A 13,482-nucleotide genomic window follows, 5' to 3' on the forward strand; every position below is an offset into this window, starting at 1 on the left:
CCGCGATCACCGCGTCGCTGTTCGCCCGGTTCTCCTCGCGCCAGGACGACTCGCCGCAGATGAAGATGATCGCCGCGTTGCGCAACCAGTTCGGCGGGCACGCGGTGGAGTCCAAGAGCGAGCACTGATCCACAGCCCGCGCGGCCCGTCGTCCACAGCCTGTGTGGAGCGCGGCGGGCCGGCGCGGGACCGGCCGGACCGCGTGCGGCCGCTGCGGCGCGCGGCCGGGCCGGCCACGGCGGGCGCCCTGCCCGCAGCACAGGAAGACAGCCGGGGGAGGTCGGCGCACACCATGCACGTCACGCACCTGTCCCTGGCCGACTTCCGCTCCTACGCCCAGGTCGAGGTCCCGCTCGATCCGGGCGTCACCGCGTTCGTGGGCCCGAACGGCCAGGGCAAGACCAACCTCGTCGAGGCCGTCGGCTACCTCGCGACCCTCGGCAGCCACCGGGTCTCCTCGGACGCGCCCCTGGTGCGCATGGGCGCCGACCGGGCCGTCGTCCGCGCCGCCGTCCGGCAGGGCGAGCGCCAGCAGCTCATCGAGCTCGAACTGAACCCCGGTAAGGCCAACCGCGCCCGGATCAACAGATCCTCGCAGGTCAGGCCCCGTGACGTGCTCGGTATCGTGCGCACGGTCCTGTTCGCGCCCGAGGACCTGGCCCTGGTCAAGGGCGACCCCGGTGAGCGGCGCAGGTTCCTCGACGAGCTGGTCACCGCCCGAGCCCCGCGGATGGCGGGCGTCCGGTCCGACTACGACCGCGTCCTGAAGCAGCGCAACACGCTCCTGAAGTCCGCCGCCCTCGCCCGGCGCCACGGCGGCCGCTCCATGGACCTGTCCACCCTCGACGTGTGGGACCAGCACCTCGCGCGCGCGGGCGCCGAGCTGCTCGCCCAGCGCCTCGACCTGATCGCCGCGCTCCAGCCGCTCGCCGACAAGGCGTACGAGCAGCTCGCCCCGGGCGGCGGCCCGCTCGGCCTCGACTACAAGCCCTCGTCGCCCGGGATCGTCGCCCACGCGCGCGAGGAGCTGTACGAGCAACTGCTCGCCGCGCTGAACGAGGCCCGCAAGCAGGAGATCGAGCGGGGCGTCACCCTCGTGGGACCCCACAGGGACGACCTGCTCCTCAGACTCGGCCAACTTCCCGCGAAGGGGTACGCCTCCCACGGGGAGTCGTGGTCGTACGCGCTGGCCCTGCGGCTCGCCTCGTACGACCTGCTGCGGGCCGAGGGGAACGAGCCGGTCCTGGTCCTCGACGACGTCTTCGCCGAGCTGGACGCGCGGCGCCGCGAGCGGCTCGCGGAACTGGTGGCCCCCGGCGAGCAGGTCCTGGTGACCGCCGCTGTGGACGACGACGTGCCGGGCGTGCTGAGCGGGGCCCGGTACGCCGTCTCCGGAGGTGAGGTGCGACGCGTATGACCGACTCCCCCGAGACCCCCCGCACGCCCGGGCCCGGGCCCGCCCCCGCCGAGCCCTCCGGCGTCGACCTGGCCCGCGTCGCGCTGCGCGCCGCCAAGGAACAGGCACGCGCGCGCGGCGACGCGACCCGGCAGAAGAAGCAGGCCCGGCGCGGCGGGCTCCGCTCCGGTGCGCGCGCCGACGGCCGCGACCCGCTGCCGCTCGGCTCCGCCATCAACCGGCTGATCACCGAGCGCGGCTGGGAGACCCCCGCCGCCGTCGGCGGTGTGATGGGCCGCTGGCCCGAGATCGTCGGCGAGGACCTGGCCAAGCACTGCGTACCGCAGCGGTACGACGAGAACGAGCGCGTCCTGACCGTCCAGTGCGACTCCACGGCCTGGGCGACGAACCTGCGCCTCCTCGCTCCGCAGCTCGTCGGACGGCTGAACGAGGACCTGGGCCACGGCACCGTACGCCTCATCAAGGTCCTCGGCCCCGGTGGTCCCGCGCGCCGCTTCGGGCCCTTGCGCGCGCCCGGCAGCACCGGCCCCGGCGACACCTACGGCTGAGACGAACCGGCCAGTAGCTCGGGGTTGACCTCCCGAAGCGCTGAGTGCCGCTGTGAGCCTCTTAGGGGCCGGGGGCGCATATGGGGAGTCGGCTGAGGCTGGTTCAGGGCGGCACATGCGGACTCAGGTACCGGCAAACCCCCATCACTGTCAGCGCTACCGGTAGACTGGAAGCTAATCCCGCCCCAGTCGTGGGGAGCAGCGGGAGAAGCTGAGCAAGAGCTGAACCAGGCTTACCAACGCAACACGCCGCAGCCGCTCCGGCCAGCGCCGGGAGCTTGGCTTGTGCTGTGCCAGAAAGGGCGCTTCGTGGCCGATTCCGGCAACCCCAACGAGAACATCCCGTCCACTGCCGCCGGCGACGGCGCCGTCCCTCCCGAGGCCGCCGCGGTCTCCGGCCAGGGCTCGGCTTCGTACGACGCCAGCGCCATCACCGTCCTCGAGGGTCTGGACGCGGTCCGCAAGCGGCCCGGCATGTACATCGGCTCGACCGGTGAGCGCGGTCTGCACCACCTGGTCCAGGAGGTCGTCGACAACTCCGTCGACGAGGCCATGGCCGGGCACGCGGACACCATCGACGTGACGATCCTGGCGGACGGCGGCGTGCGCGTCGTCGACAACGGCCGCGGCATCCCGGTGGGCATCCACCCGGTCGAGAAGCGGCCGGCCGTCGAGGTCGTCCTCACCGTGCTGCACGCGGGCGGCAAGTTCGGCGGTGGCGGGTACGCCGTCTCCGGTGGTCTGCACGGCGTGGGTGTCTCCGTGGTGAACGCGCTCTCCACCAAGCTCTCCGTGGAGATCAAGACCGACGGCTACCGCTGGACGCAGGACTACAAGAGCGGCGCCCCCACGGCTCCCCTGGAGCGGCACGAGGCCACCGAGGAGACGGGCACGTCCGTCACCTTCTGGGCCGACGGCGACATCTTCGAGACGACCGAGTACTCCTTCGAGACGCTGTCGCGGCGCTTCCAGGAGATGGCCTTCCTCAACAAGGGCCTGACGATCAAGCTGACCGACGAGCGCGAGTCGGCCAAGGCCACGGCGGGCGCCGACTCCGCCGAGGCCAGCGACGACACCGTCGAAGAGGTCCGCACGGTCACGTACCACTACGAGGGCGGCATCGTCGACTTCGTGAAGTACCTCAACTCCCGCAAGGGCGAGGTCGTCCACCCGACCGTCATCGACGTCGAAGCCGAGGACAAGGAGCGCATGCTCTCGGTGGAGATCGCGATGCAGTGGAACTCGCAGTACACCGAGGGGGTGTACTCCTTCGCCAACACGATCCACACGCACGAGGGCGGCACCCACGAGGAGGGCTTCCGCGCCGCGCTGACCGGTCTGGTGAACCGTTACGCGCGCGACAAGAAGCTGCTGCGCGAGAAGGACGACAACCTCACCGGCGAGGACATCCGCGAGGGCCTGACCGCGATCATCTCGGTCAAGCTCGGCGAGCCGCAGTTCGAGGGCCAGACCAAGACGAAGCTCGGCAACACCGAGGCGAAGACCTTCGTGCAGAAGGTCGTGCACGAGCACCTGACGGACTGGTTCGACCGCAACCCCAACGAGGCCGCGGACATCATCCGCAAGGGCATCCAGGCCGCCACCGCGCGCGTGGCCGCCCGCAAGGCGCGCGACCTCACCCGCCGCAAGGGCCTCCTGGAGACCGCGTCCCTGCCGGGCAAGCTGTCGGACTGCCAGTCGAACGACCCGACGAAGTGCGAGATCTTCATCGTCGAGGGTGACTCCGCCGGCGGCTCGGCCAAGTCCGGCCGCAACCCGGAGTACCAGGCCATCCTGCCGATCCGCGGCAAGATCCTGAACGTCGAGAAGGCCCGCGTCGACAAGATCCTGCAGAACCAGGAGATCCAGGCGCTGATCTCCGCCTTCGGCACCGGGGTCCACGAGGACTTCGACATCGAGAAGCTCCGCTACCACAAGATCATCCTGATGGCGGACGCCGACGTCGACGGCCAGCACATCAACACGCTGCTCCTGACGTTCCTCTTCCGCTTCATGCGCCCGCTCGTCGAGGCGGGCCACGTCTTCCTCTCCCGTCCGCCGCTGTACAAGATCAAGTGGGGCAAGGACGACTTCGAGTACGCGTACTCGGACCGCGAGCGCGACGCGCTGATCGAGCTCGGCCGTCAGAACGGCAAGCGGATCCGGGACGACTCGGTCCAGCGCTTCAAGGGCCTCGGCGAGATGAACGCCGAGGAGCTGCGCATCACCACGATGGACATCGAGCACCGCGTGCTCGGCCAGGTCACGCTGGACGACGCCGCCCAGGCCGACGACCTCTTCTCGGTCCTCATGGGCGAGGACGTCGAGGCGCGCCGCTCGTTCATCCAGCGCAACGCCAAGGACGTCCGCTTCCTCGACATCTGAGCCGGTCAGGCCCCCCGACGGCTGCTGACTGACGTACGAAAGGATCTTGACCGGCCATGGCCGACGAGAACAACCCCACCACCCCTGAGGACGGCGAGGGCCAGACGGTGCGCATCGAGCCCGTCGGGCTCGAGACCGAGATGCAGCGCTCGTACCTCGACTACGCGATGTCCGTCATCGTGTCGCGCGCGCTGCCGGACGTCCGCGACGGCCTCAAGCCCGTCCACCGCCGCGTCCTGTACGCGATGTACGACGGCGGCTACCGGCCCGAGAAGGGCTTCTACAAGTGCGCCCGCGTCGTCGGCGACGTCATGGGCAACTACCACCCGCACGGCGACGCCTCGATCTACGACGCGCTGGTCCGCCTCGCGCAGCCGTGGTCGATGCGCATGCCGCTGGTGGACTCGAACGGCAACTTCGGCTCCCCGGGCAACGACCCCGCGGCCGCCATGCGCTACACCGAGTGCAAGATGGCGCCGCTGTCCATGGAGATGGTCCGGGACATCGACGAGGAGACCGTCGACTTCACGGACAACTACGACGGCCGCTCCCAGGAGCCGACGGTCCTGCCGTCCCGCTTCCCGAACCTGCTGATCAACGGCTCGGCGGGCATCGCGGTCGGCATGGCGACCAACATCCCGCCGCACAACCTCCGCGAGGTCGCCGCGGGCGCCCAGTGGGCCCTGGACCACCCGGAGGCCTCGCACGAGGAGCTCCTCGACGCCCTGATCGAGCGCATCAAGGGCCCGGACTTCCCGACCGGCGCCCTCGTGGTGGGCCGCAAGGGCATCGAGGAGGCGTACCGCACGGGCCGCGGCTCCATCACGATGCGCGCGGTCGTCGAGGTCGAGGAGATCCAGAACCGCCAGTGCCTGGTGGTCACGGAGCTGCCGTACCAGGTCAACCCGGACAACCTCGCGCAGAAGATTGCCGACCTGGTGAAGGACGGCAGGATCGGCGGCATCGCGGACGTCCGCGACGAGACCTCGTCGCGCACGGGCCAGCGCCTGGTCATCGTCCTGAAGCGGGACGCGGTCGCCAAGGTCGTCCTGAACAACCTCTACAAGCACACGGACCTGCAGACGAACTTCGGCGCCAACATGCTGGCGCTCGTCGACGGCGTCCCGCGCACCCTCTCCCTGGACGCGTTCATCCGCCACTGGGTGAGCCACCAGATCGAGGTCATCGTCCGGCGCACGAAGTTCCGGCTGCGCAAGGCCGAGGAGCGCGCCCACATCCTGCGCGGTCTGCTGAAGGCCCTGGACGCCATCGACGAGGTCATCGCGCTCATCCGGCGCAGCGACACCGTCGAGGTCGCCCGCGAGGGCCTGATGGGCCTCCTGGAGATCGACGAGATCCAGGCCAACGCCATCCTGGAGATGCAGCTCCGCCGCCTGGCCGCCCTGGAGCGCCAGAAGATCCTCCAGGAGCACGCGGAACTCCAGCAGAAGATCGACGAGTACAACGCGATCCTCGCCTCGCCCGCCAGGCAGCGCGCGATCGTCAGCGAGGAACTCACCGCGCTCGTCGAGAAGTACGGCGAGGACCGCCGCTCCAAGCTGGTGCCGTTCGACGGCGACATGTCCATGGAGGACCTGATCGCCGAGGAGGACATCGTCGTCACGATCACCCGCGGCGGCTACGTCAAGCGGACCAAGACGGATGACTACCGCTCCCAGAAGCGCGGCGGCAAGGGCGTCCGCGGCACGAAGCTCAAGGAAGACGACATCGTCGACCACTTCTTCGTGTCCACGACGCACCACTGGCTGCTGTTCTTCACCAACAAGGGCCGCGTCTACCGTGCCAAGGCGTACGAGCTCCCGGACGCCGGCCGCGACGCCCGCGGCCAGCACGTGGCGAACCTGCTCGCCTTCCAGCCGGACGAGGCGATCGCCGAGATCCTCGCGATCCGCGACTACGAGGCGGCGCCCTACCTGGTCCTCGCCACCAAGGGCGGTCTGGTCAAGAAGACGCCTCTGAAGGATTACGATTCGCCTCGCTCCGGCGGCGTCATCGCCATCAACCTGCGCGAGACGGACGACGGTTCGGACGACGAGCTGATCGGCGCCGAGCTGGTCTCGGCCGCGGACGATCTGCTTCTGATCAGCAAGAAGGCGCAGTCCATCCGGTTCACGGCGACGGACGACGCGCTGCGCCCGATGGGCCGTGCGACCTCGGGCGTCAAGGGCATGAGCTTCCGCGACGGCGACCAGCTCCTCTCGATGAATGTGGTCAGGCCCGGTACGTTCGTGTTCACCGCAACGGACGGCGGGTACGCGAAGCGGACCGCCGTCGACGAGTACCGCGTCCAGGGCCGTGGCGGTCTCGGCATCAAGGCTGCCAAGATCGTCGAGGACCGTGGTGAGCTGGTCGGCGCGCTGGTGGTCGAGGAGACCGACGAGATTCTCGCCATCACCCTGTCCGGCGGTGTGATTCGCACGCGAGTCAACGAGGTCAGGGAGACGGGCCGTGACACCATGGGCGTCCAACTGATCAACCTGGGCAAGCGCGATGCCGTCGTCGGCATCGCACGTAACGCCGAGGCCGGGCGCGAGGCCGAGGAAGTCGACGGAGTCGACGAATCGTCCGACGGCACTCCGGCCGCCGGTACGGACGAGGGCACGGAGTCCCCGGCCGAGTAGCGCGAGGAGTGAGTCATCGTGAGTGGAGCCACGGGCGCCGGAGCCGCTGAGGCGAGTGCAACCGGCACGGACGGTGCCCGTGGCTCCGCCACTGATGCGGACTCCCACGAGTCTCATGGATCCCAGGGGGGGACTGTGACGGACACCCGAGGCCGAGGGACGCAGACGTCCGAGGCGACGGACGGCGGGGACGGTACGACCGGCCGCGCGGGCGGCGCCGACGACGTACGTGAAGCCGGTGGTACGCGAGGTGGCGGCGACGCGCGCGGCAAGCGCGACGCACGCAAGAAGGGCGACGCGCGCGGCAAGGCCGACGCGCGGAGCAAGAGTGATGCGCGGGGCAAGGGAGGCACCCGGACCAGGACCGACGCGCTCGGCAAGGGCGACGCGCCGGGCAAGGCGGACCCGCTCGGCCAGGACGACGTCCTGGCCAAGGACGACATCCTCGGCGGCGGCGTGCTCGGCGGCGGTGAGGTCCTCGGCGGCGGTGACGCGCTCGGCCCGGGCGACGCCCGGGGAAGCGGTGACGCCGCTGCCAGCGCGCTGCCCACCGAGCGCCCGGCCCAGCAGCAGGGCGCGCAGCCGTACCACCCGCCGCAGGCCTACCAGGCGGCTCCGGCCGGGGCGGTCCGCCGCCCGCGCACGGGGGCGCGCACCACGCCGCGCACCCGCAAGGCCAGGCTTCGGGTCGCCAAGGCCGACCCGTGGTCGGTGATGAAGGTCAGCTTCCTGCTCTCCATCGCGCTGGGCATCTGCACGATCGTGGCGGCGGCGGTGCTGTGGATGGTCATGGACGCGATGGGCGTCTTCTCCACCGTCGGCGGCACGATCTCCGAGGCCACGGGCTCGAACGAGTCCAACGGCTTCGACCTCCAGGCGTTCCTGTCGCTGCCCCGCGTGCTGACGTTCACCACGATCATCGCGGTCATCGACGTGGTCCTCGCCACGGCGCTCGCGACCCTCGGCGCGTTCATCTACAACCTCTCCGCCGGTTTCGTGGGCGGCGTGGAGCTGACGCTGGCCGAGGACGAGTAACACCTGGCGTGTCCTAGGGCCCCTGCCGTCGTTCGTACCCGTACTCCGGACCGCGTACGACGGCAGGGGCCCTTCGGCGTGTACGGACGGGGGCGGCGCGTGGGGAGCCCGGGTGGGCCGGGTGGGCCGGGGGAGCTGGGGGAGCTGGGTGAGCTGGGGGAGCGTCTGAGCCTCTGAGTGCCTGAGCTCTGGGAGGGCCGGGATCATCCCCCGGCGAGGAGGGCCGCGTCGGCCGCCGGGGCGAGCCCTCGGCGCGGCGAGGTCACGGGCCCGGGGCCCATCGATTTTGGGACTGGCCGCCACGTGCGCTAATCTTCAGTGGTCAGCGCGCGGGGCGACCCGCAGAGCGCGGCGGGGCTATAGCTCAGTTGGTTAGAGCGCATCCCTGATAAGGATGAGGTCACTGGTTCAAATCCAGTTAGCCCCACAGCGAGAAGACCCCCAGCCGGTGACGGCTGGGGGTCTTTCGTGTCGGTGGGGCGCGGTGGCGTCCGTCGCGTCTACGGCTCCGCGGCGAGGCTCGCGCCGGACAGGGCGCCGGCGTCGGCCGTTGCGGCGTCCGCGTCCGTCGTGGGGAGGTGGCGGCAGCTCGGCGTCGAACCGTGCGCCTCGGCGCGGATGCGTTGCTTCATCGTGGGCGGCAGGGACCGTTCGTACGCCATCGCCCAGGCGGTGAGCACGGGCGCCGTCGCGCTCGGCGTGCTCTTGCACGTCGTCGTGGTCTGCTGTACCGCCTCGGCCGCCGTCGCCGACGTGGCGAAACCCAGGGCGGCGAAGAACGCGAGTACGGCGCTGACGAGCGTGGTCCACAGCTTCATGGCCTTGTTGGCAGGCATGACCTCTCACTTTCGGGTTGGGCGATTTGCGTACTTTCCTCATGATGTGTATGAGGCGCCGCTAGTGAGGGACCGACGCTCCCGTCGCGTCGATGTTCCGATGAACACCACCCGGATGGGTGCAGGTGCCCCGAGAAAGCCGGGAAGCGGCGCGAGGGCGGCGAGCCCGGCCGGGGACGGAGCGTAGGCGGATCGATTCGGTCCGCATCTACTGCTCTGTCAGGCAGGGGAGTTGGGGCCGATCCAGGTCACCGATCGATATCGGTCGGTGTGTATAGTCGGGCGCCAGAAGTCCCCTACGTCAAGGAAAGACGAGGTCGCGCGGTGAAGAAGCTTCTCCTGGTCGCACTGGCCGCCATCGGCGGGCTCCTCGTGTACCGCCAGATCCAGGCGGATCGCGCCGAGCAGGATCTGTGGACGGAGGCGACCGACTCCGTGCCCACGGGTTCGTGAGTATCGACAGCAGTCTTCGCGGGGCCCCGATCGCTGGAGCGATCGGGGCCCTGTGCTGTACGGGGGGCTTTTGTCCCGCTTCTTCTGGCGTACGGGTGTGACGTCCGGGTCCCGGACGGCTCCGCGACCTGGACGGCTCAGCTTCTCGGACGGCTTCTCGTCGCGGTGGCCACGGGGACGCGCTGTCGCTTCGGTGGCCCCTCTAGTTCACTGACGCAATCTCATTGCTTGCTTGGGCAAAGCCGGGGAGGGTGAGGTGGAGAGCGGCGTGACGTGGCGCCGGGCGGACCGCTGGACGGCGGTGCGTCGAGCAGGACGAGCGGGATTCGCCGGACGAGCGGCACTCGTGACGCGAGCGGGACGAGCGGGCCGGGGGACGGCCGCGGAAGCGGTCCGCCGGGGCGGTCGGCGGGCGGGGCGCCGGGTGGCGGCGGGCGCGGGAGCCGCCCTCGTGGGCGCGGCGTGGTGCGTGGTCGCGCCCGCCGGTGCGGCCCGGGCGACGGAGACGCCACCGCCGTACGCCTTCGCGGACGACGCGCGCACCGTCGCGGGGACGCCGAGCAGCACGGGCAGCCGCACCCTCACTCCCGGGACGACGTACCGGAGCGCCATCGCGCACCCCGGCGCCGGCGGTACGACCACGCTCTACTACCGGCTCGAACTGGGGGCCGAGGACAACGTCCACGCCTCGGTGACCGCGCTGCCCACGCCCGGCAGCCGTGTCGGCTTCGCGGACGGCATCCGGGTCGCGGTGGAGGACGCGAACGGCTTCGACTGCGACGCGGGCTCCGCCCGCTTCGGGGCCGCGCGCAGCCCGCGCCCCCTCACCGCGTCGGCGCTGCGTACCGTCGGCACGGACGACAGCCGCTGCGCGGCCGCGGGCACGTACTACGTGGTGGTCGAGCGGACCGCCGCTTCCGGCGCGTCGGCCGCGGCCAGGTCCGAGAAGCCGTCCACCCCGGAGGAGTGGGACCTGGAGCTGTACGTCACCTCCGAGCCCGCCGTGGCCGAGCGGCGCGCGACGACCCCGCCCGCGGAACAGGACGCCCCCACACCGGCCCCGCCCGCGGGCCCGGCCCGCCCCCGCGAGGGCGGCAGCGGCTTCAGCACGGCCGAGGCCCTGGGCCGGGGCGTCTGGGGCGACCGGGTGGCACCCGGGCAGACCCGCTACTACCGCGTGCCGGTGGACTGGGGCCAGCGGCTCACCGCCACGGTGGAGCTGGGCGGTGCTCGGGGTGCCGGTGGTCCCGGCGGTGCGGGCGGCCGGGCCGGGGGGCGCGAGTACGTGACGTCCGCGCTGGTGGTGTCCGTGTTCAACCCCGCGCGGATGCCGGTCCAGGACATGGACACCGCGTACGACGGCAGCCAGAAGTCCACCACGCTGCCCTCGCTGGTTCCGGTCGCGTACGAGAACCGGTACGCGCCCATCGACCGGATCGCGACCGTGCGGTTCGCCGGCTGGTACTACCTGGCGGTCACGCTCCACCCGGATGTCGGGGCGCGCTTCGGCAGGGGCCCGGTCGGGCTGACCTTGCGGGTGGGCGTCACGGGGGAGCGGCGCGCCGGACCGAAGTACGCGGGGACGGCGCGGCCCGCGGACGCCTTCGGGGTGACGGGACGGGAGGAGTCAGCGGCGCGCGACGGAGCCGCGGGCACCCCCGGGCCCACCGGAGTGGCGGCGCCCGGCAGGAGCGAGAGCGCAGCCATGAAGGTGCTGGCGGCGGCGGGCATCGGCACGGGCACGGCCCTGCTGGCCGTACTCGGGGTGTGGACGCTGGTGGGGCGGCGACGGGCTGCCGGACGGCGAGTTTCCGCATGAGCGCCACAGCGACGGCTCGACCGCGGCGGTAGCGCCTCAGATACGGGCCAGCGCCCAGAACCCCACCGCGAAGCAGGCCAGCGCCGCGAACAGCATGGGCAGGGCCACCCGCGCCGGCGGGCCGGTACGCCGGGGCCTGGCGGCGTGGGAACGGGAGGCCCGGGGACGCGGGGGCCGCGTCGCCTCGGCGGCGGGCTGCGCGTAGGCGTGGGCGGGCTGCGCCGCGGGCCGGGGCAGCGGCGTGGGGGGAGTGGGCGGCTGCGGAGGCGGTGGCAGAGGCGGCGCCAGGTGGAAGCTCCCGGTCTCCGACAGCGGCGGGTACGGAGGCGGGGCCAGAGGTGGAGACGGAGGCGGGCACGGGGGCCGCCCCGGCGGCGGGGTCGGCGGCTGAGCGGGTAAGGGCGTACCGGTACGGGAGTTGCTCCCGGAGGCCGGGTGACCGTCGGCACCCGGCAGCGCGGCGGACGACGCGGAGCCGACCGACGGCACCGGTGATGCCGGTGATGTCGGTGAGGCCGATGGCACCGGTGAGGCCGATGGCACCGGTGAGGCCGATGGCACCGGTGACGCCGATGGCACCGATGACCCTGGTGGCGCCGATGCCCCCGATGGCACCGATGCCTCGGACGACGGCTGCCCGGCGACGGCCGCCACGAAGGACGGCGGATCACCGGCCGACGACGCGGCGGGCGGCTGCGCAGGTGGCGGCTGCGAGGGCGGCGGCGGAGGTGGTGGCTGGGGTGCGGGGGTGAGAGGCCCGTCGGGTCCGAAACCCTCGGGCAGCGGCCCGAGTTGGTCGAAGATCTCGATGCCCTCGTCGTCGGTACCCGGCTCGGGAAGCATCTCGACGGCGGAGGCGAGCGCCTTGCGCGCCCCGGTGGCGGTGCGGAAGCGCGCCTGCGGGTCAGGTTGCAGCAGCGTGGCGACGACCTGCCACAGCGGTTCCGGCACGCCCTGGGGAGCACGCGGCGTGCCAAGGGCCGCGAAGTGCTCGATGAGGGCCTTGGCGTCCGGTTTCCTGCCCCGGATCAGATAGAGGGCGACGAGGCCGACGGCGAAGAGGTCGGCGGGGAAGTCCGGTTCGGCGCCCAGGACTTGCTCGGGAGCGACGTACCCGGGTGTGCCCACCACGTAGTCGGTGGCGGTCAGCCGCGGCTCGCCCTTGCGCATCGAGATGCCGAAGTCCGAGAGCCGCAGGTGCGGCCGCCCCGTCCCGGTGGCTTCGAGCAGGATGTTGGCGGGCTTGATGTCGCGGTGTACGACGCCTTCCGCGTGCACGGCGGCGAGACCGGAGAGGAGCTGGTCGAGCAGAGTGCAGCAGAAACGGGGCGGCAGCGCCCCGTAGTCACCGATGACATGGGCGAGTGACCCGCCGGTGACCAGGTCCATGGTGAACAAGACCTGGTCGTCGTCGGCGGCCCAACTGGCGGGAGCGAGGACGTGCGGATGGTCGATCCGCAGTGCCTGCTCCCGCACGAAGCGCAACAGCGTATGGGCGTCGCGCTGCTGGAGGACCTTGGCGGCCACGTACCGGCGGCGCCTGTGGTCCCAGGCGCGCCACACGGCACCTACTCCCCCGCGACCGATCGGGTCGACGAGTTCGTACCGGCCGGCGAAGACCTCACCCATGGTCGTGCCCCGCTCCCCTTCCGGGCCGCCCGGCAGCGGCCCGGCCGACGGCTCAGCTCTGGTGCGCTTCGTAGTGGGCGACGGCGTCGGCGGTGCGGCCCGCCCCGTACACCCGGAGGAACTCTGCCAGTTCCGGGTGGGTCGGGGCGAGGGAGTCCGCGGCATCGATGATGTCGCCCGCGGCGGAGACCGAGCGCAGCAGCGACTGGATCTCGCGCACCACGCGTTTCACCGTGGGCGCGCCCGAACTCGACGTCGTCTGGGTGGTGTTGGTCAGGACGGAACCCCCCTGGGACTTCTTGATCTCGTCCATGCGGTTCGTCGCCTCGGCGGCGCTGACGCTGCCGTCCGCGACCTGGCCGGCCAGCTCCTGGAGCAACTGGACGCGCTGGACGACGGCCGGATTGCCGATCTTGGCGCGCTGGCCGCTCATGAGCTGGGACAGCATGGGCGCCGAAAGGCCCAGCACTCCGGCGAGCCGGGCCTGGTTGAGGCCCAGGTCGTCGATGAGCCGGCGGAACAGCGCCCCCAGTGGTTCCCCGTACCAATTCCGCTGTAGTTCCCGTGCTCTTGCGGTTGATTCTTGCTGTGCAGCGTCCATGTTGCGTCTCCCCATCGCTTCCCCATAGGACTGCGGTTCGCTGCCGCGAACCACGTCAGGCATCTTACGGAGAGTGGTCGCGCACGGGGACCCCCAATCCTTTTGCGAGATCCCCCG

At 71.5% G+C, this 13,482-nt stretch carries 10 protein-coding genes, 1 tRNA gene and 1 pseudogene; 9 read left to right on the top strand and 3 right to left on the bottom strand.

Annotated features, from left to right (window positions below; genetic code table 11):
- The 7 genes and pseudogenes from IE330_RS08835 to IE330_RS08865 all read left to right on the top strand — a co-directional run.
- Positions 1-128: pseudogene (locus IE330_RS08835) on the top strand (6-phosphogluconate dehydrogenase); the annotation flags it as partial.
- Between the two features lie 164 nt (positions 129-292).
- A complete protein-coding gene (recF, locus tag IE330_RS08840) occupies positions 293-1,417 on the top strand; it encodes a DNA replication/repair protein RecF (protein ID WP_190135331.1) in 1,125 nt (374 codons plus the stop codon).
- On the top strand, positions 1,414-1,965 hold the full coding sequence (locus IE330_RS08845; protein WP_190135332.1) for a DciA family protein: 552 nt from the start codon (positions 1,414-1,416) through the stop codon (positions 1,963-1,965). Before recF ends, IE330_RS08845 begins: the two co-directional genes overlap by 4 nt.
- 285 nt (positions 1,966-2,250) lie before the next feature.
- The gene (gene gyrB, locus IE330_RS08850; protein ID WP_308438992.1) at positions 2,251-4,350 is read left to right on the top strand and encodes a DNA topoisomerase (ATP-hydrolyzing) subunit B; all 2,100 of its coding nucleotides are present in this window, start codon (positions 2,251-2,253) and stop codon (positions 4,348-4,350) included.
- A 56-nt stretch (positions 4,351-4,406) separates the two neighbouring features.
- Entirely contained in the window at positions 4,407-6,992 is a 2,586-nt protein-coding gene (gene gyrA / locus IE330_RS08855; protein ID WP_190135333.1) for a DNA gyrase subunit A, read from the top strand.
- A gap of 456 nt (positions 6,993-7,448) precedes the next feature.
- A complete protein-coding gene (locus IE330_RS08860; RefSeq protein WP_190135392.1) occupies positions 7,449-8,027 on the top strand; it encodes a DUF3566 domain-containing protein in 579 nt (192 codons plus the stop codon).
- A gap of 353 nt (positions 8,028-8,380) precedes the next feature.
- Positions 8,381-8,454, top strand: a tRNA-Ile gene (locus IE330_RS08865).
- A 73-nt stretch (positions 8,455-8,527) separates the two neighbouring features.
- Here IE330_RS08865 and IE330_RS08870 read toward each other — a convergent pair.
- Positions 8,528-8,863, bottom strand: coding sequence for a DUF6344 domain-containing protein (locus tag IE330_RS08870; protein ID WP_190135334.1), 336 nt, complete (start codon positions 8,861-8,863; stop codon positions 8,528-8,530).
- A gap of 324 nt (positions 8,864-9,187) precedes the next feature.
- Between IE330_RS08870 and IE330_RS38790 the strand changes: the two genes are divergently transcribed.
- Both IE330_RS38790 and IE330_RS08880 read left to right on the top strand, forming a co-directional pair.
- Positions 9,188-9,316 carry a DLW-39 family protein gene (locus IE330_RS38790; RefSeq protein WP_003999697.1) on the top strand — a complete coding sequence of 43 codons (129 nt, stop codon included), beginning with the start codon at positions 9,188-9,190 and terminating at the stop codon, positions 9,314-9,316.
- Between the two features lie 451 nt (positions 9,317-9,767).
- Entirely contained in the window at positions 9,768-11,135 is a 1,368-nt protein-coding gene (locus tag IE330_RS08880; protein WP_229925495.1) for a hypothetical protein, read from the top strand.
- A 36-nt stretch (positions 11,136-11,171) separates the two neighbouring features.
- Here the strand turns inward: IE330_RS08880 and IE330_RS08885 are convergent, their stop codons facing one another.
- Positions 11,172-12,764, bottom strand: a complete 1,593-nt coding sequence (locus tag IE330_RS08885; protein WP_190135336.1) for a serine/threonine-protein kinase — start codon at positions 12,762-12,764, stop codon at positions 11,172-11,174.
- Between the two features lie 52 nt (positions 12,765-12,816).
- On the bottom strand, positions 12,817-13,365 hold the full coding sequence (locus IE330_RS08890) for a helix-turn-helix domain-containing protein (RefSeq protein ID WP_190135337.1): 549 nt from the start codon (positions 13,363-13,365) through the stop codon (positions 12,817-12,819).
- Positions 13,366-13,482 lie beyond the last annotated feature (117 nt).

Origin of the sequence: Streptomyces longispororuber, assembly GCF_014656095.1 — a bacterium.
In the GTDB taxonomy this organism is placed as follows: Bacteria; Actinomycetota; Actinomycetes; order Streptomycetales; family Streptomycetaceae; genus Streptomyces; species Streptomyces longispororuber.

What these genes read in the sequence shown, in the direction of transcription:
- IE330_RS08845 (WP_190135332.1), top strand. Translation starts at nt 1,414, where the DNA reads ATGACCGACTCCCCCGAGACCCCCCGCACGCCCGGGCCCGGGCCCGCC.
- IE330_RS08885 (WP_190135336.1), bottom strand. Translation starts at nt 12,764, where the DNA reads ATGGGTGAGGTCTTCGCCGGCCGGTACGAACTCGTCGACCCGATCGGT.
- gyrA (WP_190135333.1), top strand. Translation starts at nt 4,407, where the DNA reads ATGGCCGACGAGAACAACCCCACCACCCCTGAGGACGGCGAGGGCCAG.
- IE330_RS08890 (WP_190135337.1), bottom strand. Translation starts at nt 13,365, where the DNA reads ATGGACGCTGCACAGCAAGAATCAACCGCAAGAGCACGGGAACTACAG.
- IE330_RS08870 (WP_190135334.1), bottom strand. Translation starts at nt 8,863, where the DNA reads ATGCCTGCCAACAAGGCCATGAAGCTGTGGACCACGCTCGTCAGCGCC.
- recF (WP_190135331.1), top strand. Translation starts at nt 293, where the DNA reads ATGCACGTCACGCACCTGTCCCTGGCCGACTTCCGCTCCTACGCCCAG.